The following is a 21,795-nucleotide window of genomic DNA, read 5'->3' as shown; positions in this document are numbered from 1 at the left end:
GATTTGCCCGTCCGTTCGCCGCAGACCTGCAGACTCCCCGGTGCCGCAAGGAAAGAACCATAAATATCACTGTGAAATGACCAACATCAACCGGTCAGACTGAAAACCAAACCGGTCGACAGGTTCATTGATCCAAAGCAACCCAAGCTGCGCTCAACGATCGATTATCACCGTTTCGATAGTCTATCCATCGGGTCGTCAATGCACACCTCTCATTCTTTCCCGCCGCTCGTTATCCGTGGCCGCTCGCTGCTTCCGATCGTGCAAGGCGGCATGGGCGTCGGCATCTCGGCCCATCGGCTGGCAGGCAGCGTCGCCCGCGAGGGCGCACTCGGCACTATCGCCAGCATTGACCTGCGCCATCATCACCAGGATCTGATCGAACTCTGCCGGCAGTCCCCTGATCGGGCTACGCTCGAACAGGCGAACCTCACCGCGCTGGCGCGTGAAATTCACGCCGCCAAAGTACTCAGCGACGGCCGCGGCATGATCGCCGTCAATGTGATGAAAGCCGTCAACGCGCAAGCAGATTACGTGCGCGTCGCCTGCGAAAACGGCGCCGATGCCATTGTCATGGGTGCGGGCCTGCCGCTCGATTTGCCTGACATGACCCAGAGCCACGACATCGCGCTGATCCCGATCCTGTCGGATAGCCGCGGCGTCGCGTTGGTGCTGAAGAAATGGATGAAAAAGGGCCGTTTGCCCGACGCCGTCGTGATCGAACATCCGGCCCACGCAGGCGGCCATCTTGGCGTAACCAACCTCGCCGATCTGCACGACCCGCGCTTCGATTTCCTGCGTGTGCTTGAGGAGCTCGAAGCGGTATTCACGTCGCTCGGTTTGAGCCGCAAAGACGTGCCCTTGATCGTCGCGGGCGGCATCAATAGCCACGAAGCCGTGCGCGCGTTACTGACCGCCGGTGCCGGCGGTGTGCAACTCGGCACGCCGTTCGCCGTCACCGAAGAAGGCGACGCGCATCCCAACTTCAAGCGCGTGCTGGCCGAAGCGACGCCCGACGACATCGTCGAATTCGTCAGCGTGACAGGGTTGCCCGCGCGCGCCGTCAAGACACCGTGGCTAATGCGTTACTTGCGTCATGAAACGAGAATCCGCGAGAAGATCGGCGCGCTCAAACATGTTTGTCCGACCGCGCTTGAATGTCTCAGCGTCTGTGGATGGCGCGACGGCGTGGAGAAGTTCGGCCACTTCTGTATCGATACGCGGCTTGCCGCGGCATTGCGCGGCGACGTGGCCAACGGCCTGTTCTTCCGTGGCCGCGAAGCCTTGCCGTTCGGCACGGCGATTCGCAGCGTCCACGATCTGATTGAACTGCTCCTGACCGGCGCGACGCGACCCGCTGTCGCAGGGCGATGGGCGTTCTCGCTTGGTTGATACGGGTCAACGTGAAGCCTGGCGAGACCTTCGACAATCCCCGCAGGCAAACCAACACTCGGGGAAGCACATGAAGCACTCGTTAAGGAACAGGATCAGGACCACCGCCATCGCCGCGTGCCTGCTATGCGCGGGCGCGCTGGCTCCGCAGGCGCAGGCTGCCGGCGAGGACCCGATGAACGGCATACATGCCGGCGACGTACTGGTGCGTCTGCGCGCAATCAGCATCATGCCGAACGTGGGGACCAACCAGTCGCTGTCGGCGCTCAACGTGGGCGTCAACAACGCCACTGTGCCGGAGCTGGATCTGACCTACATGATCCGCGATTACCTCGGCGTCGAGCTGATTCTCGGCACGTCGCGCCATCAATTGACTTCGAGTCTCGGTAGTCTTGGTGGTGTGAACGTGTTACCGCCCACGCTGCTGTTGCAATATCACTTCAACCACGCGGGGCGCATCCGCCCGTACGTCGGGGCAGGTTTGAACTACACGTTGTTCTACAACAACGGCCTGAACGCAGGCGGTCAGCCGATTTCGATCACCAACCACAGCTTTGGCCCCGCGTTGCAGGCCGGTGTGGACGTGCAGGTGACCAAGTCGCTGTTCGTCAACGCGGACATCAAGAAGATCTGGATGCATACCGACGCTTCGCTTGGCGGTCAGTCGCTCGGTCGGCTGAATATCGATCCGGTCGTGGTCGGTTTAGGTGTCGGTATGCGGTTCTGAATTCCGTACCTGAGAAACAGCGCTCACAACGAAAAACGCCGGGATGTCCGGCGTTTTTTTATTGCAATCCCAATAGGGAAAAGGGTTTTCCGGCAGCAGGGCCGATACGCGCGGCCGCGCAGCCGTGAGATTACAGCTTGTCGTTCCTGAAACGCATGGCAGTGCCGTCCTGCTCGATGCGTACCCATACGGCGCGCTTTTCTTCGTCGCTCAGAAACACCCAGTTGGACACTTCGGTGGCGGTGCGGCCGCAGCCTTTGCAGACCTCGTCGAAAAGCGTGGAACAGACACCGATACACGGGCTGTCAGGAAGATCGTGGAGATTCGAAGCCATCGGAAACCTTGGGGCGGAGAAGCGAAGTTCCGCTATGTTAACCGATGCGGCGATCGCGCCTCGGCGTTGCGCTTGCCGTGGCACGAATGCATGGTCGGTTGGCAGTATCCGTTGCCGACTTCGCCGCGATCTGAATCCTTTCCCTCAGCGCGCAATGCTGTATCCGATCCGCGCCATCCAGTGTTGCCGGTTGTTGTAGTCAAGCAGATCCTCGCCATAGCCGTTGAAATACCCCACCCAGATATAGCCGCCCCACTTGCTGCCGAGCAGCCTGGCGAGCGGATAGGTGAATTGCGAATCGATGCTGCCGTACCAGTGTTTGGTGCCTTTGCGCAGCGTGGTCGCGAGTTGCCAGCCGTCCGGGCTGCCGTATTTGACCAGCAGATCGACGTAGCCCCGATAGTCGGCGATATCAGGATTGTTGCTCGTGCCGAGGTAGTAATAGATTTTCGGCGAGATGGTCAGATGGTTGCCCGTCAGATCGCCGAATTCCCATGTCGGGCGGATAAAGGGCATGTTGATGCTGCGTGAGTCAGTGCCCGCCTTGCCGTTCGATTCATGCGCGATGCCCGCCGCAAAACCCATACGCGTGAAAAACGGGCTGTGCCATCCCGTGTCAGGCACGTAGTAGAACAGCTGCGGTGAGTAGGTGGTGTCACGGAACGGCCGCGAATCGGCGGACAGATCCCAGATCGAGGTCTGCGTGTAGGCAAAGTACAGGTTGTCGAGGAAAGCTTTCGAGCGCAGATCGTCCGGCATCAGGATGCGGTATTTGAGGCTCAATTGCAGCCGTGCGTTCGTGTCGCCATTGTGGCCGGCAGCGAAGTACATCGGCTCGTAGTAGGAGACGTGCGAGAGCACACCGCGTCCGGTCGTCGAGAGCGAATCGCCGGGAGGCGACATCGCGTCGCCCGTTGGACCGCCGACTGCCGCGGCCGTTTCGGCGGCCTGTGCCGGCGTGCTTGCCTGGCTTTCCGCCTGTTCTGCCTGGGCGACGGCGTCCTGTTGCGGCCCGCGATTGATCGCGACGAGCGCCGGCGACGCGTCGAAGCCCACCGGATCGATCCGCACTTCGCCGCGTGCCGACTGCGGCCAGGGCGCTGAGAAACGTACCTTGCGGAACTGTCCCGGCCGCAGATGCAGCGTGTCGGGCACGCCCGGCTCGCGCTGCAGGTCGAGCGGCTGCGGCGACTGTTCGGCGCCGTTCACGGTTACGCGGATAGTTGTCGGGACGGTGATGGTGAGCGCCTTGGCGTCGTCGGCAGAGTAGAGCAGCGTGATTTGCAACGGCTCGTTAGCCGCAGCGACGCGTGCGGGTTGCAGCATCGCGACCGTTGCACGGGCCTCACCTGGGAAGGAGGCGAAGGCGGCGACGGCGACGAACGTGGACAGGAGCGTGGCGCATGAAATGCGCGGGATGGCGTGGCGACTTTGAGGCGATGTGTTGGGGGCGAGGCCGGCAAGCGAAGCGTGAAAGCGCATGGGCTGTCGTCCAGAGAGCAGAAGCGCGAGCGAGACGGCCAGCAGGGGCGTCGAGCGGCATCGCTTATTATCGGGAATTACTCAGAGAATACTTACAAACCGGCTTCATCCGCAAACTGAATGCAAGGAGCAGCCGGAAAACCGCCTCATCCACCGAACGCCAACTGCCACAACAGCGCGCCGTTGAGCATGACGATGAACGCAGCCGAGAGCCACGCCAACGCGAGTGGCACGCCGCGCACATGCCAGCCGCGCATCAGGCTGGCGTCCGACGTATAGCGGATCAGCGGCACGACCGCGAGCGGCAATTGCAGGCTCAGCACCACCTGGCTTGCCACCAGCAGTTGATTGGAGCCGTGCTGGCCGAACAGTGCCACCGCAAGGAGCGCCGGCCCGATCGCCAGCGCCCGGGTGAGCAGCGCGCGTTTCCAGCGCGGCAGGCGCAGGCGCAGAAATCCTTCCATCACCGCCTGACCGGCCAGCGTGCCCGTGACGGTCGCGCTCAGGCCGCATGCGAGCAGCGCCGCCGCAAACAGGATGCCGGCCCAATGCGTGCCGACGAGCGGCGCGATCAGACGGTGGGCGTCGGCGAGATCGGTGACGTCGCGATGGCCGCTCGCGTAAAACACCGCCGCCGCCACGATTAGCAGCGCCGCGTTGATGACGAAGGCAAATGACAGCGAGCCGAAGGTGTCCAGATTCACAACGTGCAACGCGGCCTTGATCTCGGCGTCGCTGCCTTCCGGCGCATGGTGCTTGACGAGCGCGGAGTGCAGATACAGGTTGTGCGGCATCACTGTCGCACCGACAATGCCCGCCGCCAGCCACACCATGCCCACGTTGCGCAGCAGGTCGAGGCTCGGCGCGGTGCCGGCCAGCGCGGCATGCCAGTCGGGCCGCGCCAGCGCCAGCTCGATCACGAAGCACAGCCCGACAAAGCCGATCAGCGCCGCGATCACCGCCTCGAGCTTGCGGCCGCCTTTCTGCTGGAGCGCCAGCAGCGCGAAGGTGCAGACAGCCGACATCAGCACGCCGACCGTCAGCGACACACCGAGCAGCAATTGCAATGCGACGGCGCTGCCGACCACCTCGGCGACGTCGCACGCAATGATCGCGACCTCGCTGGTCAGCCACAGGAAGAGGGTGACGCGGCGGCTCGAGCGTTCACGGCAGACCTGCGCCAGGTCTCGGCCGGTGACGACGCCCAGCCGCGACGACAGCCACTGCAGCAGCATCGCCATCAGGCTCGCCAGCAGCACGATGCTTAGCAACTGATAACCGTAGCCCGCGCCGGCGCCGAGTGCTGTCGCCCAGTTGCCCGGGTCGATATAGCCGACCGCGATCAGCGCCCCGGCGCCGACGAACGAAAACCAGTGTGCCGGGCGTGCCGGCCCGCCTCCTGGCAGACGCCGGCGGCGGTTCGGTCGCAACGCGGACGGATTCGTGTTCATCGATGCCTGGAGGTTTAAGACTGCGCCCGCCCGCAAGCGACGTGCCCGCAGCGAACCCGGCACGCGACGCAGTGAGGCCAATGCACGCCTGCATGATTCGCGCCGCGCCGTCTTCGAGTCTTTCAGAGCTATTGTGCACCGTGCCGCGAAGGGTGGCTTACGCTCGCATTGAAGCTTAGCCGTACCGCATAAAATTCGCGAAAAACGACCTCCGGCTGCCGCCTCGATGCGACCCGGGTGCAGTGAGCGCGGCGCAACCTGACGACGGGATAACAGCGAGAGCGCCACTGGTGTTTTTTTCGGGTAGACAGGCGCCGATAACCCGCTAAAATTGCGCCCATTTTGTAGCGGCACGGCTTACGCTGTACCGTTTGCGCGACAGCCCGGCGTTTTTTTGGGTGCACGCAATAATTAATGGTAGTTTTCGGGTTTTTCAGGGGAGCCGCGTGCGGTGTGCTGCGGCATGAGTGAATACGATCGGCTCGGACCGGTCAGGATCGGAGAACGGGATGAAAAGACGGGTAGTGGGGCAGGTGGCGGCGCTGGTCTTGTGCGCAACGCCGTGGTTGACGGCCGCTGCAAAAGATACGCAGCTGAACGTATATAACTGGTCCGATTACATCGCCAAGGACACCATTCCGAACTTCGCCAAGCAGACGGGCGTCCAGGTCAAATACGACAACTACGATAGCGACGACACGCTGCAAGCCAAGCTCCTCACCGGCAATTCCGGCTACGACATCGTCGTGCCAACCAGCAATTACGCCGGCAAGCAGATCGCCGCCGGCATCTTCGCGCCGCTCGACAAATCGAAGCTGCCGAACCTGAAGTACCTCGATCCCTCGCTGATGGCCCTCGTGGCGGGCGCCGATCCGGGCAACAAGTACACGGTACCCTGGGCATACGGCACGACCGGCCTCGGCTACAACGTCACCAAGGCGCAGCAGCTCCTCGGCAAGAACGTGCCGCTCGACAGCTGGGACGTCCTCTTCAAGCCGGAAAACATTTCGAAGCTGAAAGCCTGTGGCGTGTCCGTGCTCGACGCGCCGGACCAGATGTTCGCCGCCGCGCTGCATTACATCGGCCGCGATCCGATGAGCACGAACCCGGCCGACTACCGCGCCGCGCTCGAGATGATGAAGAAGATCCGCCCGTACATCACGCAGTTCAATTCGTCGGGCTACATCAACGATCTGGTTGGCGGCGACGTGTGCTTCGCGTACGGCTGGTCGGGCGACGTCGTGATCGCCAAGCATCGCACGGCCGAAGCGAAAAAGCCGTACAAGGTCGAGTACTACATTCCGAAGGGCGGTGCGCCGGTGTGGTTCGACGTGATGGCGATTCCGAAAGACGCGAAGAACAAGGAAGCGGCGCTCGAGTGGATCAACTACATCGAAACGCCACAGGTTCACGCCGCGATTACCAACGCCGTCTACTACCCGAGCGCCAACCTCGAAGCGCGCAAGTATGTGGACAAGGACGTGGCGAACGATCCGGCCGTGTACCCGCCGCCTGAAGTCATCAAGACGCTGTTCCTGCTGAAGCCGCTGCCGCCGGAAATCCAGCGGCTGCAAACTCGGCTGTGGACTGAATTCAAGTCCGGCCGCTGATCCGCGGCCAGAGTGAACGGGTATGGTTCAACATGAAGCCCTCGGTGTCCACCGGGGGCTTTGTTCGTCAAACGCCGGAGTAAAGCATTGTGATGAGTAGTGATCAGTCGGGCGCGCAGGCAGGGGACGCCGTACCGTCCCCGGGCCTGAATGTCGAAGCGGACGCCGCAGGAGCGAATTTCGTCCAGATCGTCGACATCGTGAAGAAGTTCGGCGAGACCGTAGCGGTCAAAGGGGTCAACCTGTCGGTGAAAAAGGGCGAGCTGTTCGCGCTGCTCGGCAGTTCCGGCTGTGGTAAATCGACCTTGTTGCGTATGCTGGCCGGCCTCGAATCGATCACGTCGGGCAAGATATTGATCGATGGCGAAGACCTCGCGCAATTGCCGCCTTATCGCCGGCCGGTCAACATGATGTTCCAGTCGTATGCGCTGTTTCCGCACATGACGGTCGAGGCCAACGTCGCCTTCGGCCTGAAGCAGGAAGGCGTGCCGAAGGCGGAACTGAAAGACCGCGTGCAGACTGCGCTCGATCTCGTGCAGATGGGCCGCTTTGCGAAGCGCAAGCCTCATCAGCTCTCCGGCGGCCAGCAGCAGCGTGTGGCGCTCGCGCGCTCGCTCGTCAAGCGGCCGAAGCTGTTGTTGCTCGACGAGCCGATGTCCGCGCTCGACAAGCAGATCCGCCAGCGCACGCAGATCGAACTGGTCAACATTCTCGACAGGGTCGGCGTGACCTGCATGATGGTGACGCACGACCAGGAAGAGGCTATGACCATGGCGGACCGCCTCGCGGTGATGAGCGAAGGCGAGATCATCCAGCTCGGCACGCCGCACGAAGTCTACGAATATCCGAACAGCCGCTTTTCGGCCGAGTTCATCGGCTCGACCAATCTGTTCGACGGCAACGTCGTCGAAGACGAACCCGATCACGTGTTCATCGAAACGCCCGACCTGCCGGTGCGTCTGTACGTGAGCCACGGCATCACCGGCCCGCTCGGCATGCCGGTGACGATCTCGGTGCGGCCTGAGCGCATCGCGCTCACGCGCAAGCCGCCTGAAGGTGCGTACAACTGGGGCAAGGGCGTCGTCACGAATATCGCTTACATGGGTGGCTATTCGCTGTATCACGTGAAGCTCGACGCCGGCAAAACGGTGATCGCCAACGTAACGAGCCTGGCGTTGACGGAGATCGATCCGCCCACCTGGGGCGACGAAGTATATGTGCGCTGGAGCGCATCGGCCGGCGTGGTACTGACCTCATGAAGCGCTCGATCAGTTCTCTCGCGTCGTGGCCGGTGCGCCGTTTCAACCTGACCGGCCGCACTGCGGTGGTGGCCGGGCCGTTCATCTGGCTGCTGCTGTTTTTCCTCGTGCCGTTCCTGCTGGTCGTGAAGATCAGCTTCGCGGATTTGCAGCTTGGCATTCCGCCCTATACGGAACTCACCACGTACACAGATGGTGTGATTCACGTCGCGCTGGACCTGTCGCATTACGCGTTTCTGTTGACCGACAGCCTGTACTTCGCGACTTATGTGAATTCGGTGGTGGTCGCGGGCATCTCCACGTTGCTGTGTTTGCTGATCGGTTATCCGATGGCGTACTACATTGCGCGATCGAATCCGGCGAGCCGCAATCTGCTGATGATGGCTGTGATGCTGCCGTTCTGGACGTCGTTTCTGATTCGCGTGTATGCATGGATCGGCATCCTGAAGAACAATGGTTTGCTGAACAACTTCCTGATGTCGATCGGGCTGATCCATACGCCGATCGAGCTTTATCACACGAATGCCGCGGTGTATATCGGCATGGTGTATTCGTATCTGCCGTTCCTCGTGATGCCGCTGTATGCGCATCTGGTGAAGATGGACATGACGTTGCTGGAAGCCGCTTACGACCTTGGCGCGAAGCCGTGGCGGGCGTTTTGGCAGATCACCTTGCCGCTGTCGAAGAACGGCATCATTGCCGGTTGTTTGCTGGTGTTCATTCCGGCGGTAGGCGAGTATGTGATTCCGGAATTGCTGGGTGGCGCGAACACGCTGATGATTGGCCGCGTGATGTGGAATGAGTTCTTCGACAATGCCGATTGGCCGATGGCGTCTGCCGTGACGTGCGCGATGGTGTTGTTGTTATTGGTGCCGATGGCGTTTTTCCAGTACGCGCAGGCGAAGGCGATGGAGGAAAGGCACTGATGAAGCCGAACCGGATTTTGCAGTTCATTGCCTTGGGGATCGGGTTTCTGTTTCTCTACATTCCGATCGTGAGTCTGATTGTGTATTCGTTCAACGAATCGCAGCTGGTCACAGTATGGACGCGGTTTTCTACACGCTGGTATGCGGCGTTGTTGCAGGACGATGAGTTGATCGCGGCTGCGTGGTTGTCGTTGCGCGTGGCGTTGCTGACGGCGTTTGCTTCGGTGATTATCGGTACATGGGCCGGGTTTGTTTTGGCCCGCATGGGGCGGTTTCGTGGTTTTACCCTCTACACCGGGATGATCAATGCGCCGCTGGTGATTCCCGAGGTGATTCAGGGGATCTCGTTGCTGCTGTTGTTCATCGAAATGGCCAAGTGGTTGGGATGGCCCGCCGGGCGTGGCATTTTCACGATCTGGATCGGGCACGTGATGTTGTGTATTTCTTACGTGGCCATCATCGTGCAGTCACGTGTGAAGGAGTTGCATCCTTCGCTTGAGGAAGCCGCGCTTGATCTTGGGGCTACGCCGCTTAGGGTGTTTTTCTTCATTACGTTGCCGTTGATTTCGCAGGCTCTGGTTTCTGGGTGGCTGTTGTCGTTTACCTTGTCGATCGACGATCTGGTTTTGTCGGCGTTTTTGTCAGGACCTGGGTCGACTACGCTGCCGCTGGTTGTTTTCTCTCGCGTTCGGCTTGGGTTGAATCCTGAGATGAATGCGTTGGCTACGCTTTTTATTGCTGTTGTTACTGTTGGTGTTGTGGTTGCTAATTATTTTATGCAGCGGGCAGAGAGGAAGAGGGCTGTGATGGCGGTGTAGGTGTTTTTTTGCCGCGTGGCGCTTGTTTGTCTGTTTGTCTGTTTGTCTGTTTGTCTGTGGCGTTGGGCTTTTCTTGGGTTGTTTGCCTGCTCGGCGGAGGGTGTCCGGAATTTTGTGTAAACGGGTATTGATTTAACCCGGTAACAGGCGGTCTTCGAACTGGATAGTGAAGCGGTTCAGGGCTGCCTTCCAGTCCCGGATCGGCATCGACCACTTCTTGCTGATGTTGTTAAGTGCCAGGTAAAACAGCTTGGTCACGGCCTCGTCGGTCGGGAACGAACTGCGGGTTTTGATCACCTTGCGCAGGCTCATGTTGATCGATTCGATGGCATTGGTGGTGTAGATCACCTTCCGGATCTCCGGCGGATAGTCGAAGAACGGAATGACGCGTGCCCAGTTGCGCCGCCAGCTCTGCCCGATGGACGGATAGTCCTTGTCCCACGTGGCTTCGAAGGCACTCAGCTTCTGCTCGGCCAGCTCGACCGTCGATGAAGTGTAGATCGTCTTCAGGTCGGCGGCGACCTCGCGCTGCACCTTCCAGGACACGAAGTTCAGACTGTTGCGCACCATATGCACGATGCACAGTTGAACTGCTGCCTTCGGATAGACTGCTTCGATGGCTTCGGGGAAGCCCTTGAGCCCATCGACACAGGCAATAAAAATGTCCTGCACGCCGCGCGTTTTCAGCTCGGTCACCACCTGCAGCCAGAACTTCGCGCCCTCGGTCTGGGCGATCCACAGCCCCAGGACTTCCTTGTGGCCGTCCATGTTCACGCCGATGGCGAGATAGACCGCCTTGGTCCGTACAGCACCGCTGTCGCGCACCTTGACGTGGATGCAGTCGAGATAAACGATGGGGTAAAGCGCGTCGAGCGGGCGGGCTTGCCAGGCCTTCACATCCTCGCTCACCGCGTCTGTTACGGCCGAGATGAGCGTGGGCGACACCTCGGTACCGTACATTTCTTCCAGATGCCCCTGAATCTCCCGCACGCTCAGGCCGCGGGCATATAGCGAGATGATCTTGTCGTCAAAGCCCGACCAGCGCGTCTGATGACGACTCACCAGCTTCGGCTCGAACGCACCCGTAAGCGCCTCGCCTGGACCGTTCGGTTTTTCCTGGACAACGCGATGTGAAGCGGGACATGCTATCTCCTTTGGGTATTTTGCGTTACCCGGTAACGAGTTCAGACATATCGTTACCGGGTAACAACGACGAGGGGAAACCGATGGCGCAAACAACAGCGGAGCGGCAGGCCGCCTTCCGGGCAAGGCGGGCGACAGCTGGAAACGATGGCAACGGGGAGCGGCGGCTTGATATGTGGGTGACCACTGAAGCCGATCTCGCGCTCGCACGGCTGGCACGCCGTTACTCGGTAACGAAACGTGAGATGCTGGAGCGGCTGGCAGTGCGGGCGGACGCGGCGATCGTGCGCAGGCTCGATCCGGACTCCGCAGAATGGGATACCTACTTCCAGGTGCCACGGTAGCCCTTCAGCGTTACCGGGTAACGGACCGGTGTCCCAGGTGCAGTCGGCTACCGGCTCAGCGCGTGTGAGCCGCTCCGGGCGATCGGGGCGTGCTGTCCACCGCTGTTGTTCAACCGGTCGGAACCGCAGGTTGGGGTGGATTTTGCAGGTCTGCGGCAACGCGCCAGGGCAGCAATTCGTCGACGCGGTTGATTGGATGATCGGCAATACAGGTCAGCACGTGGCACAGGTAAGCGCGCGGGTCGATGCCATTGAGTTTGCACGACGCGATCAACGAGTACATCGCCGCCGCCCGCTCGCCGCCGCTGTCGGAGCCGGCAAAGAGGAAGTTCTTTCGACCCAGGGCCACACAACGCAGCGCATTTTCGGCGATGTTGTTGTCTATCTCCACCGTGCCGTCGTCGCAATACAGCGTCAACGCATCCCACTGGTTGAGCGAGTAGTTGATCGCTTTGGCTGTGTCCGACTTGGCCGACAACGTCTTGAGCTTTGCCCTGAGCCACATGCCATAGTTTTCGAGCAAGGGTCTGGCCTGCGCCTGCCGCACACGCAGTCGCTCCGCTGGCAGCTTACCGCGGATGCCGGCCTCGATACCATAGAGCTCGCCAATGCATCTGAGCGCCTCGGTGGTCGTCTCTGATGGCGTGCGTACGTGAATGTCGTAGAGTTTGCGTCGCGCGTGCGCATGACACGCCGCTTCGCGAATCGAGCCATCCTTGAACAGCTCGTCGAAGCCGGCGTAAGCGTCCGCTTGCAGGATGCCGCTGAAGTCGGCCAGATGGCGCTGGGGATGCTCCCCGCGCCGGTTGGGCGAGTAGGCAAACCATGCCGCGGGGGATTCCTTCGAGCCAGCCCGACTATCATCGCGCACATAGACCCACAGCCGTCCGGTTCGGGTCTTTTTGTTGCCTGGCGCGAGCACGGGAATCGGCGTGTCATCCGCATGCAGCTTCGTGCCGGCCATCACATAGCGGCGCAACGCCTCCACCAGCGGATCGACCAGGGACTCGCACATGCCGACCCATCGGCCCATGCTCGCCGGGTCCAGCGTGACCTTGTCGCGTGCCGCAATCACCGACTGCCGGTACAGCGGCTGGTGATCCGCGTATTTGGCCACGAGAATGTCGGCAAGCAGGCTCGGGTGTGCGATACCGCGCTCGATCGGCAGGCTCGGCGCAGGCGGCTGCACGATGCGGCGGCAGCACGCGCAGACCTTCTTGCGCCGGATGGTACGGATGACCGTGAACGCTGCCGCGATGCGGCCAAGCTGTTCGGAGACGTCCTCGCCCAGCGGTTGCATCTGGCCGCCGCACTCGGGGCAAACCGGATCCGGCTCCAGCACATGCTCCTCGCGCGGCAGGTGTTCCGGCAGCGCCTCGCGCGAAGCACGGTTCGCGCTCGCCTTGCTGCTGCCGGCCTGCGCTTCGCGCGTCTCGGCCACGCCCCGGCTGCCGGTCAGGTCCTCCAGTCGGGTCTCAAGTTCCGCAATTTCCCGGTCCAGTTTCTCGGACTTGCGGCCGAACTGCATGCGCTTGAGTTTGTCGATTTGCGCCTTGAGCCGTTCGATTTCCAGATCCCGCTCGGCCAGGGACGCCCGCGCCTCGAGCAGCAAGGCCTTGAGTGCATCGATGTCATCAGGAAGGTCGCTGGCATCAGACATGCCACGCAGTTTACGCAGGTGCCGCGCGGTTTACAACATCGACAGTGGCTCAGCGGTGCGGCGTGGCTGCCGCCAGTCGATGCCTTCGAGCAGCATCGACAGCTGGGCGTGGGTCAGATGGATCTTGCCGCTATCGGCCTGCGGCCAAACGAAGCGGCCACGCTCGAGCCGCTTTGCAAGCAGCCATAGCCCGTCGCTGGTAGCCCAAAGAATTTTTACCAGGTCGCCGCGACGGCCGCGGAAGATGAACACGTGACCGCCCAGCGGATTCTCCTCAAGCGCCGTCTGTACCTTGGCGGCCAGGCCCTGGAAGCCGCAGCGCATGTCGGTCACCCCTGCTGCGATCCAGATACGTGTGCCCGCCGGCAGGCCGATCATCGCGACAGCTCACGGATCAACAGACGTAGCGTGGCGGGCGAGACCTCGCCGCGGATCCGCAGACACGCATTGCTGAACACCACCTCGCACACGCTCTCAACCACGGTGTTCACGCCCCCCGCGTCGCGCACCGTCACCGGGGTCGATTCGGCGGTGTCGGCGACAATGCTCACCGGCAACAGCGGCGCACTCTCCCGGGCAGGATCGGATATCGTGGGGTTGGGAAGCGACGGGATGCCGTAGGCACCTTGCAGATACTGCCGTCGCCATTTGAACAGCAAATTCGCATTAACCTCGTTGGCACGCGCAATCAACGCTACCGAGGCACCTGGCTCAAGTGACTGCTCTACCAGGCGCCGTTTGAACTCCGTAGGGAAATTCGGTCGCTTATATGCGCCACCGGCTGCGCGCGCCTTCAATGTATTGTCCACTTTGGTGTCCGCAATAATTTGGTGGACACCAAATTACCCAAACCCTCAATCCGCTGTCCATAACGGCCCAGACGAGCCGCTTACACGCACCCTGACGGTCACGCGGGATATCGAGCGGCAACTCGCCAAACTCCCCCTGCAACGTCTTGGCGCTATGGCCGTTGCGGGTGTTGCCCGTGGCATTGGTGACCGCTTCGCTCTTGCCGTGGCCCAGGTGTTCGGACATCTCCGTCTCTAGCGCCCGTTCAACCAGCATCTTCGTGAGCTGCTTGAGCAGGCCGTTCTCGCCAATCAGGTCCTCTGGTTTCTGGTAGTTCGCCAGCAGGCTGTCGGCCAGCTTGACGAGCTCAGGGTCGGGTTTCACGCGTTTGTTGCGTTTCGCTACGGTCATCGTCGCTCCTGATTACTGGCAGTCTCCTGCCAAATGACCGTTTACACAAAACTAATTACACCCTCGCTCGGCGCGTTTTTCTGTGCGCTTTGGGCTTTGGCCTTTCCTTGAATTTGTATTGGATTATTAGCGTTCGCCCCTGTGCGGGGCAGGCACTTACTTTCTTTGCCGCCGCAAAGAAAGATAAGCAAAGAAAGCGGCTCACCCCGCCAGCTTATAAGCGGGTCCCCCGCACAGTCGGGGTAGTGGTGCATCTGGAATCGGTGCCCTCGCGCATTCCGCGTGAGCGACAAAGCGCTCATCAGTTCCCACTCCGCACTGCGTGCGTCGCGGATGGGTCCGCCAGGGAAACCCGGGGCTTCGATTGCACGTGGTGGGAGCCATCGGCTTCGCCTCGGCGAAACGCCAAATGGAGCTCGAGCGCGAAAACAAAGCAATCGGTTCTAAGAAGTGCGCTGCGGCGCGCGCAGCGCCGCCGGAAGTATGATGGCCTTGTCACTAGGGCTGAATGTGCGGGAACACGGATTCCAGATGCACCACTACCCCCTCCAAGCTAGGGGACCCGCTTAAGAATTAGCGGTGTGAGCCGCTTTCTCTTGCCTACTTCTCTTTGCGGCGGCAAAGAGAAGTAGGTGCCGCCCCGCACAGGGGCTACGCTAATAGACCACTAACAAAACAAGGAAAGGCCAACGCCATAAAAACACAGACAACAAGCGCCGCGAAGGCAAACAAATCAAGAAAAACCCAACGCCATAGGCATACAGTCAAACTAGGCGCCGCACAGGCAAAAAGAAAACCTCAAACCTTATATCCAATCCGAACCCCACCCCAATGCCTGCCGGCAACAAACACAGGCGCTGACGCGTCCTTCATCAGAACAAACTGCCCACCACCCATATCGCGACGATAAGTCTGCAACAGAAACTTCTTGGTATGCGACGCAGCCGCAATCCCGGTGCGATCGTCGAACATTCGCCGGTTCCGGCAATTAGCCATATTCCAGACCACATCCTCGCGTTGCTGCAAAGAAAACTTCAGATTGTGAGTCGGAAGATAACCACGCACATCGACGGCGGCGCAGAACGCCACGCGCGGATCGAGCCCGAGTAACGGCTCCTGAATAGCGGGCAAAACCCGATCAGTAAAAGCAGTAAACCGGGTAACGAACTGAGCCGGATTGCTTCCTGCAACGGGCAAGTAATGCTGATCGAACAGATCCTCAATCGACACCTCGCCCCGAGCGACAGCAGTTTCGAATAGCTTGCACACCGCAGCCGCGGCCTGCTGCACGGCATCGATAAACGGCGTATCCGTCGTCTCGACCCCCGTTGCCGCAGTCAACTCGATCAACGTTTCGGACACGCCGAGCAAATTCCCCAACCGGTTCTTCGCCTGCGCGAAGTTCTCGCTTGAATCCTCGACGCCGTTCGCCATTTCCAGCACCTGCGCTTCGAGTCCGTTGCATTGGGTTTCGATCTCGCCAGTCAACGTGGCGATCTGCCCAGCCTCGTCGTTGAGCTGCGTGATCGCATCGCCCGTCGCATGCACGACGTCGCCGATCTTGCGGGTGCCTTCGCGTACCCGATGTGCGCGCGCCGTGTTCACCGAACCCTCGTTGATCAACTGCTCGGTCTGCCGGGTGAGTTGCGCGAGCGTGGTCTCGATCTGGCCAGTCGCCTGGGCCGTCTTCGCCGACAGGTTCTTTACCTCGGCGGCCACCACCGCGAAACTCTTGCCGGAGTCGCCGGCGCGCGCGGCTTCGATCGCGGCGTTCAGCGCCAGCAAATGCGTCTGGCGGGCGATCAGCGAAATTTCCTCGGAGACGCGGCTCACATGCGCCAATGCGCTGCGTAACGCGCCAATCTGGCTCTCGATCACCGTCACGCCTTCCACCAGTCCGTGGATGTCGGCGAGCGACGCCTCCAGCGTCTGCTGCGACGCCCGCACACCGGTCGCGGCCTCGGTCGACACGCTACGCATTTCGCGTGCGGCAGTGGCAATGCGATGATTGCCCGCGAGCGTCTGTGCGGCAGACTCGCGCAGTGCGCGGCAAACCTGCGCCTGGCGCTGCACGCGCGCGGCAACTTCCTCGACGTGACCCGATACGTCGCAAATTTCAATTCCCAGTTTGCCGGCTTGCGCGGCAATATCGCCAACGACCGTTTGTGAACGGCCGGCCCGGCGAAAGCTGAAACGCGTCATGCTGGTCTCCATGATGGCGCGGTTGGCGCAGTCAATTGGCGTGATCACCCACTGCGGATGTCGCGTCTTCTCGACACGTTTACGGCAAGCTTGCCAGGGACTTGATACGGAGTATCCCGCAGCCAGTCGTTATCATGTGCGTTCAGCCTGCAACTTCGCAGCCATTCTTTTCTGCCACCGGCAATCCATGATCGACTCTTTCGCGCGCGTTTCGGGCTGGCAACAGCTCTATCACCTGTGGGAGCTGATCGTGATGCTCTGCAAGTTTCTCTGGAGCTTGCTGCGCCTGCTAGGGGGAGGATGAGGATGCCGGGATGAGGTGTCTGAAGCGCGTGCGCTGGGAGGAAGTGCTGCGAGGAGGCGCTGGGAAGAAGTGCTACGAGGAAGTGCTGGAAGAACGCGCGCTGCGGTGCGCGCGTACAGGTGAATCAGCTGGAAAAGACAGGGTCAGCCGGGTGCGCTGCGCGTACCCTCGACAACGGGAGCATTCGCGGCACCCATGGTGCTCGCGCCGAGAAACGCCTGCAGATCGGCCATCACGCGCTCAGGCGCTTCTTCCATCGGAATGTGACCGAGCCCAGGGTACATCACCGATTTCGCACCTGGAATGCGGCTCGCAAATTCGGCCGCGTGTGCAGTCGGAATCCAGCGATCCTTCGCACCCCACAGGACCAGCGACGGTACGTTCAGCGTCTTCAATACGTCGGTATCGACGTCCTTGAAGTCGAGCGTCGGCACCATCTTGCCGATCGCCTCGCGCGTGCCCTCGCCGTGGAAGAATTCGACGTAACGTCGCAGCGTCACCGCATCGATCTTGCGCGGATCGCCATACACGTTGTGCACTGCGCTCTTGATAATGACTTCGGGCAGCCACCAGGGCGAACTGACCCGCACCAGTGCGCTATTGAAGAGGCCGATATAAATCGGCAGTTTCATCGGGAAACCGGCCGAGTCGATCAATACCAGCCGTTCGACGGCCTCGCGATGGCGTACCGCGTAATCCCACGAAATCAGGCCGCCGAGCGAGTTGCCGATCAGCGTCGCGCGCGAAATGCCGAGCGCCTGCATGAACGTATCGATGAAACGCCGGTAGGTCGGCAGATTCATCGTCTCGATTTCACCGGAACTCGAGCGCAACGGTCCGGTCACGCCGAAGGGCGGCAGATCGAGACGAATCACGCGATGCTCGCGCTTGAGCTCGTCGGCGACGCGATTCCACGTATGCAACGAAGACGCGAAACCGTGAATCATCACGATCGTGTCGCCGCTGCCTTCATCGACGTAGTGCACGTCGGCGCCCATGATCTCGACGAATTTCGAACCACTTTGTGTGTAGCGCCGCTGCAATTCGGCACGCGGCACGCTGGTGATGCCGAGGCGCGCGGCGAGCGAGCGGGGTGGTAGTGGCGCTGTTGATGCGGGCGTCGCGGATTCGATGCTTGCCATGGTTGTTGTCTCCCTTCAATTCGAGTTTGATCGTCTCTGCTCTGCTCAGCCTCAGCCTCAGCCTCAGCCTCAGCACCGCGTGCGGCCCCTCGGCCGCCGCACGCCACTCTAAGGCGCGAAGTGATAATCGTGCGGCCGCACACGCCGCGTGCGTTTGCGAAAGCTGAATGTGAAGCCTGGCCACAGCGCAGTGACCTTACCGCTCTTCGTCTGATACCAGCTGTGGCAACCGCTGACCCACACGGAGTGCTGCATTTCCTTCTGCAGACGCTGATTGAAATCGCGCTGGACGTCGGGCCGCAAGTTCATCGTGCGCGCCTTGCGTCGGCGCAATACGCGCAGGCAATCGGCGATGTACCGCACTTGTGACTCGATCATGTAGATCATCGAGTTGTGACCCAGCCCGGTGTTCGGGCCGACGATCATGAAGAAGTTCGGGAAGTTGGCGACGCTGGTGCCGAGGTAGGCCTCCGGCCCATCGCGTAGCCACATCGCGCCGAGATCGGCGCCGTCAAGGCCGGTTACGTCGAATGGCGCGCCCACGTCATTCACCTGAAAGCCCGTGCCGCAGATAATCGTATCGGCCTGATGATGCGTGCCGTCGTCGGTGACGATGCCGTCGGCGACGATTTCGCGGATGCCGGTCGTCACCACGTCGACGTTCGGCTGGCCGAGCGCAGGAAAGTAATCGCTCGATAGCAGCACGCGCTTGCAACCGAGTCGGTAGTTCGGCGTCAGCTTGGTGCGCAGTGCGGGGTCCTTGACGCGCCGTTCGAGGTAGCTCATGCCGAATTTCATCGGCAACTTCATCAGCTTTGGATTGACGACGAACGCAATCGCACGCGATTCGAGCTGCCAGTAGATCGCATTGCGCACGAAGCGCTGCGTAAACGGCAAATGCCGGAATAGCCAGTGCGCACGCGGACCGATCGGCTTGTCGGGCTTGGGCATGATCCACGGCGCGGTGCGCTGGAACAGTTCGAGTTGCGCGACGCGCGGCTGGATCCGCGGCACGAACTGGATCGCGCTGGCGCCGGTGCCGATCACCGCGACGCGCTTGCCTTCGAGCGGATAGTCATGGTCCCAGCGCGCCGAATGAAACAGCTTGCCTTCGAAACGATCGAGCCCCTGGATCTGCGGCATGGCCGGGCGCGACAGCGGACCGCTCGCCGCGATCACTACATCGGCCTCGATGGTTTCGCGTGCGCCGTTCGAATCGATTTCGACTTGCCACGTTTGCCGCGCTTGATCGAAACGCGTCGCGGCCACGCTCGCATTGCAGCGCACATAGCGATCAACGCCGTATTTGCGCGCGCAATGCTTGAGGTAAGCGAAGATCTCCGCCTGGCCGCCGAACGCACGCGACCACGCCGGATTCGGCTCGAATGAAAACGAATACAGATGCGACGGCACATCGCAGGCCGCGCCGGGATAGGTGTTGTCGCGCCACGTGCCGCCGATATCGCCGACGGCCTCGTAAATCGTGAACGACGTGATGCCCATCTGCAGGAGGCGGATCGCCATGCCGATGCCCGCAAATCCGCTGCCGACAATGGCGATGCGTGGCATGGCGGGTTGGGCGGATGAGGCAGGCGTCACGGGGGGGCTCCGGAGTCAGGCAAAATTCGGGTGTCTACACATGTCTACACCAACATAACGCGCAGGGTAGACAACTGTACACTTCGCGTCAAGATCGTTTAGAGTACGACTATTAAACGCACGAGCCAGGCTCTGACTGAAAGCTCATGAAACTCGTACCCGAAGCGGCGTCCGCCGCCGACCATGGCGCTTTTTCCGGGCATGATCTCCCGCGAGGCAAGCGCAAGCTGATCGAAGCCGCGTTGCGTCTGACCGCGGGCGGGCGTAGCTTTGCAAGCCTGGGCCTGCGCGAACTGGCGCGCGAGGCGGGGCTGAATCCCAACACGTTCTACCGTCATTTCGACACGCTCGACGACCTGGCGCGCGAGGCAGTCGAATCGGTGAGCCGCCGCCTGCGGCCGATGTTGCGGCGCGAGCGCTGGCTGGCCGCGCACGACGAGCCGCAGAGCGTGCCGCGTCGCGCGTGCATGGCGTTCTTTGCGTTTGCATTGGAGAACCGCGAGGCGTTTCTGAGCGCGCTGGCCGAGTATCACGGCACCTCGCCGGCGCTGCGTGAAGCGGTGCGGGCGAACCTTCACGAGGTGTCGGCGGAAATGGCGGACGACGTCGTGCAACTGGAACTGATGCCGACGCTCGCCTGCGCAATCGTCGACGAAGTCTGCACGCAGATCGTATTGCAGCTGTTTCATTTGTCGGCGGAGTACATCGATGGGGATGCCGCGCGTCGGGAAGCGCTGGTCGCGTACGCGGAGCGTTTCATCGTCCGGCTGTTCGCGGGTTCGGTACTGCTGGCGCAGCATGAGCCGGTGAGGGCGCCAGCGTCAGCGGGGGCTTAAAAAGGGCGCCGACATAAAAAAACAGGCTCCGTGCAGGAGCCTGTTTTCGTTGCAGCTTGATTGGTTAGCGTTTGCTTGACTGCATCTCAAGCAGCGCCGTGTTTCTCAGGTATCGCTCCAGCCGCCGGAATCGTCGTTGCTGCCCAAGTCGACGCCACCGCCGCTGTTGTCGCTCCAGTCGTTCGAGCCCTGGCCGAAGTCGAGGCCGCCGCCATTACCGCCGTCACCGCCTCGGCGACGCGTTTCATCATCGACAATCACGTCGCGTTCCACGACGCGTTCACGCCCGGAATTCAGCGCCTCGCCGAGCAGCACGCCAGTCAGCAGACCACCCATGCCGCCGCCGAAACCGCCACCACCTTGCTGCACGATGACCTGCGGCTGCTGTTGATACGGTCCTTGCTGCGGATAGGGCGCTTGCGGCGGGTTGCCGAAACGCTCGGCTTCCTGTGCATACGGCGACTGTTGCGTGCCGGCGGCAGGCGCGGCATACGGATCGGGCCGCCCGTCGGCACGGGCGCGCATGCTGCCAATGCGCTGCTCCAGTTCGTCGAGCTGATACGGCGGCACGGGATTCTTGCCGTTCGACAAGGTTTCGACCACACCGCGCAACTGGTCTTCGGTCGATTCGACTTCCTTCTCGAGCGCCTCATGACCTTGTACGGTGGAGAGCTTCACGTCGAGCTTCAACGAGCGCACGGCGTTGAGCATCTCGGTCGCGCGCTTGAGCTGCACGCGACGATCGTCGTCGGCACGCGAATCGTCTTGCGTGCGGGCACGGCGCAATGTCCAGCGCAACACCAGCGCGATCACACCGATCAGGAGGATGATGCCGACCCACATGCCCATGCCGGGGCCATGCCGTTGCGGCGCTTGCGACACCATCGCCGACTGTTGCTGCACCGCCGGCGAATTCTGCTGCACGAACGGATTGGACGCGCGGCTCGTGGTGTTGCCGCCGGCGGCGCCGGCACGTTCCGCGTTCTTGCGGATACGCGCTTCGGTTTGCGCGAAACGGGTCGGGTCGGTGAAGCGGATTTGCGGGTCGAGCGTCTTGGCCTGCTGCACCTGGGCGAGGGCGTCGGCAGAACGGCCTTCGCGATCGAGCACCTGGCTGTACAGGTAGTGCGCGCGCGCGTTGTTCGGATGCGCCTGCAGCACTTCGCTCAAACCGGCATCGGCCTGCTGCCAGTTGCCTTGCGACATGGCGGATTCGATTTGCTGAACCGTCGGCAGAGCGAACGCCGCAGCCGACACGAACAGCAGTGAGGCGAATGCGCTTGCGAGAAATTTTTTCATTTACGGACCGGGTGCGAGGCACCCGTCTCCTTCAGTCGATTCCTGCTGCACTCGTAACGGCAGCCGG

The 21,795-nt window shown here is 61.5% G+C and carries 19 protein-coding genes and 2 pseudogenes; 9 read left to right on the top strand and 12 right to left on the bottom strand.

All coding sequences use genetic code 11. The annotated features are described in order from the left end of the window. The first annotated feature begins 201 nt into the window (after positions 1-201). Together ACUN0E_RS32070 and ACUN0E_RS32065 are read left to right on the top strand one after the other, a co-directional pair. Positions 202-1,392, top strand: coding sequence for an NAD(P)H-dependent flavin oxidoreductase (locus tag ACUN0E_RS32070; protein ID WP_445569090.1), 1,191 nt, complete (start codon positions 202-204; stop codon positions 1,390-1,392). Positions 1,393-1,567: 175 nt separating this feature from the next. Next, positions 1,568-2,119: an OmpW/AlkL family protein gene (locus ACUN0E_RS32065; protein WP_408336038.1), complete on the top strand. Its 552-nt coding sequence runs from the start codon at positions 1,568-1,570 to the stop codon at positions 2,117-2,119. 130 nt (positions 2,120-2,249) lie between these two features. Here ACUN0E_RS32065 and ACUN0E_RS32060 read toward each other — a convergent pair whose 3' ends face one another. The 3 genes from ACUN0E_RS32060 to ACUN0E_RS32050 form a co-directional block, all read right to left on the bottom strand. Next, the gene (locus tag ACUN0E_RS32060; protein WP_408223405.1) at positions 2,250-2,453 is read right to left on the bottom strand and encodes a DUF1289 domain-containing protein; all 204 of its coding nucleotides are present in this window, start codon (positions 2,451-2,453) and stop codon (positions 2,250-2,252) included. A 144-nt stretch (positions 2,454-2,597) separates the two neighbouring features. Beyond that, positions 2,598-3,935 (bottom strand): phospholipase A, encoded by a 1,338-nt coding sequence (locus tag ACUN0E_RS32055; RefSeq protein ID WP_445569089.1) that lies wholly within the window; start codon positions 3,933-3,935, stop codon positions 2,598-2,600. 146 nt (positions 3,936-4,081) lie between these two features. Continuing rightward, positions 4,082-5,386: an Nramp family divalent metal transporter gene (locus tag ACUN0E_RS32050; RefSeq protein WP_445569088.1), complete on the bottom strand. Its 1,305-nt coding sequence runs from the start codon at positions 5,384-5,386 to the stop codon at positions 4,082-4,084. A 509-nt stretch (positions 5,387-5,895) separates the two neighbouring features. Between ACUN0E_RS32050 and ACUN0E_RS32045 the strand changes: the two genes are divergently transcribed. The 4 genes from ACUN0E_RS32045 (at position 5,896) to ACUN0E_RS32030 (ending at position 9,999) form a co-directional block, all read left to right on the top strand. Beyond that, complete coding sequence (locus ACUN0E_RS32045; RefSeq protein WP_445569087.1) at positions 5,896-6,996, top strand: polyamine ABC transporter substrate-binding protein; 1,101 nt, start codon at positions 5,896-5,898, stop codon at positions 6,994-6,996. A gap of 92 nt (positions 6,997-7,088) precedes the next feature. After that, positions 7,089-8,255, top strand: coding sequence for an ABC transporter ATP-binding protein (locus tag ACUN0E_RS32040; RefSeq protein WP_445569086.1), 1,167 nt, complete (start codon positions 7,089-7,091; stop codon positions 8,253-8,255). Further along, complete coding sequence (locus ACUN0E_RS32035) at positions 8,252-9,181, top strand: ABC transporter permease subunit (protein ID WP_445569085.1); 930 nt, start codon at positions 8,252-8,254, stop codon at positions 9,179-9,181. The genes ACUN0E_RS32040 and ACUN0E_RS32035 overlap by 4 nt, the downstream gene beginning before the upstream one ends. Beyond that, positions 9,181-9,999, top strand: a complete 819-nt coding sequence (locus tag ACUN0E_RS32030; protein ID WP_408335808.1) for an ABC transporter permease subunit — start codon at positions 9,181-9,183, stop codon at positions 9,997-9,999. The genes ACUN0E_RS32035 and ACUN0E_RS32030 overlap by 1 nt, the downstream gene beginning before the upstream one ends. Positions 10,000-10,131: 132 nt before the next feature. On the opposite strand, the pseudogene ACUN0E_RS32025 reads toward ACUN0E_RS32030, so the two are convergent. Then, positions 10,132-11,076, bottom strand: a pseudogene (locus ACUN0E_RS32025) (IS256 family transposase); the annotation flags it as partial. A 239-nt stretch (positions 11,077-11,315) separates the two neighbouring features. Here ACUN0E_RS32025 and ACUN0E_RS32020 point away from each other — a divergent pair. Next, positions 11,316-11,486, top strand: coding sequence for a hypothetical protein (locus tag ACUN0E_RS32020; protein WP_445565191.1), 171 nt, complete (start codon positions 11,316-11,318; stop codon positions 11,484-11,486). 109 nt (positions 11,487-11,595) lie between these two features. Here ACUN0E_RS32020 and tnpC read toward each other — a convergent pair whose 3' ends face one another. The 5 genes and pseudogenes from tnpC to ACUN0E_RS31995 form a co-directional block, all read right to left on the bottom strand. Continuing rightward, complete coding sequence (tnpC, locus tag ACUN0E_RS32015; RefSeq protein WP_445565192.1) at positions 11,596-13,146, bottom strand: IS66 family transposase; 1,551 nt, start codon at positions 13,144-13,146, stop codon at positions 11,596-11,598. Positions 13,147-13,176: 30 nt separating this feature from the next. Continuing rightward, a complete protein-coding gene (tnpB, locus tag ACUN0E_RS32010) occupies positions 13,177-13,524 on the bottom strand; it encodes an IS66 family insertion sequence element accessory protein TnpB (protein ID WP_445569084.1) in 348 nt (115 codons plus the stop codon). After that, complete coding sequence (gene tnpA / locus ACUN0E_RS32005; protein WP_445565196.1) at positions 13,521-13,955, bottom strand: IS66-like element accessory protein TnpA; 435 nt, start codon at positions 13,953-13,955, stop codon at positions 13,521-13,523. The genes tnpB and tnpA overlap by 4 nt, the downstream gene beginning before the upstream one ends. A gap of 88 nt (positions 13,956-14,043) precedes the next feature. Continuing rightward, a pseudogene (locus ACUN0E_RS32000) lies at positions 14,044-14,346 on the bottom strand (transposase); the annotation flags it as partial. Between the two features lie 798 nt (positions 14,347-15,144). Further along, complete coding sequence (locus tag ACUN0E_RS31995; protein WP_445569083.1) at positions 15,145-16,548, bottom strand: methyl-accepting chemotaxis protein; 1,404 nt, start codon at positions 16,546-16,548, stop codon at positions 15,145-15,147. On the opposite strand from ACUN0E_RS31995, the gene ACUN0E_RS31990 reads away from it, so the two are divergent. After that, positions 16,547-16,852, top strand: coding sequence for a hypothetical protein (locus ACUN0E_RS31990; RefSeq protein ID WP_408223857.1), 306 nt, complete (start codon positions 16,547-16,549; stop codon positions 16,850-16,852). The genes ACUN0E_RS31995 and ACUN0E_RS31990 overlap by 2 nt on opposite strands. A gap of 143 nt (positions 16,853-16,995) precedes the next feature. On the opposite strand, the gene ACUN0E_RS31985 is transcribed toward ACUN0E_RS31990, so the two are convergent. Both ACUN0E_RS31985 and ACUN0E_RS31980 read right to left on the bottom strand, forming a co-directional pair. After that, the gene (locus ACUN0E_RS31985) at positions 16,996-17,994 is read right to left on the bottom strand and encodes an alpha/beta fold hydrolase (protein ID WP_445569082.1); all 999 of its coding nucleotides are present in this window, start codon (positions 17,992-17,994) and stop codon (positions 16,996-16,998) included. 108 nt (positions 17,995-18,102) lie between these two features. Further along, positions 18,103-19,593, bottom strand: coding sequence for a flavin-containing monooxygenase (locus ACUN0E_RS31980; RefSeq protein WP_445569081.1), 1,491 nt, complete (start codon positions 19,591-19,593; stop codon positions 18,103-18,105). Between the two features lie 146 nt (positions 19,594-19,739). Here ACUN0E_RS31980 and ACUN0E_RS31975 point away from each other — a divergent pair, with 146 nt between their 5' ends. Continuing rightward, a complete protein-coding gene (locus ACUN0E_RS31975) occupies positions 19,740-20,429 on the top strand; it encodes a TetR family transcriptional regulator (RefSeq protein ID WP_445569080.1) in 690 nt (229 codons plus the stop codon). 105 nt (positions 20,430-20,534) lie between these two features. Here ACUN0E_RS31975 and ACUN0E_RS31970 read toward each other — a convergent pair whose 3' ends face one another. Further along, on the bottom strand, positions 20,535-21,728 hold the full coding sequence (locus ACUN0E_RS31970; protein WP_445569079.1) for a tetratricopeptide repeat protein: 1,194 nt from the start codon (positions 21,726-21,728) through the stop codon (positions 20,535-20,537). Between the last annotated feature and the right edge of the window lie 67 nt (positions 21,729-21,795).

Source organism: Paraburkholderia sp. D1E (assembly GCF_052682275.1).
The sequence above is the reverse complement of the archived record's forward strand: the minus strand, read 5'-3'. Positions and strand labels throughout refer to the sequence as shown.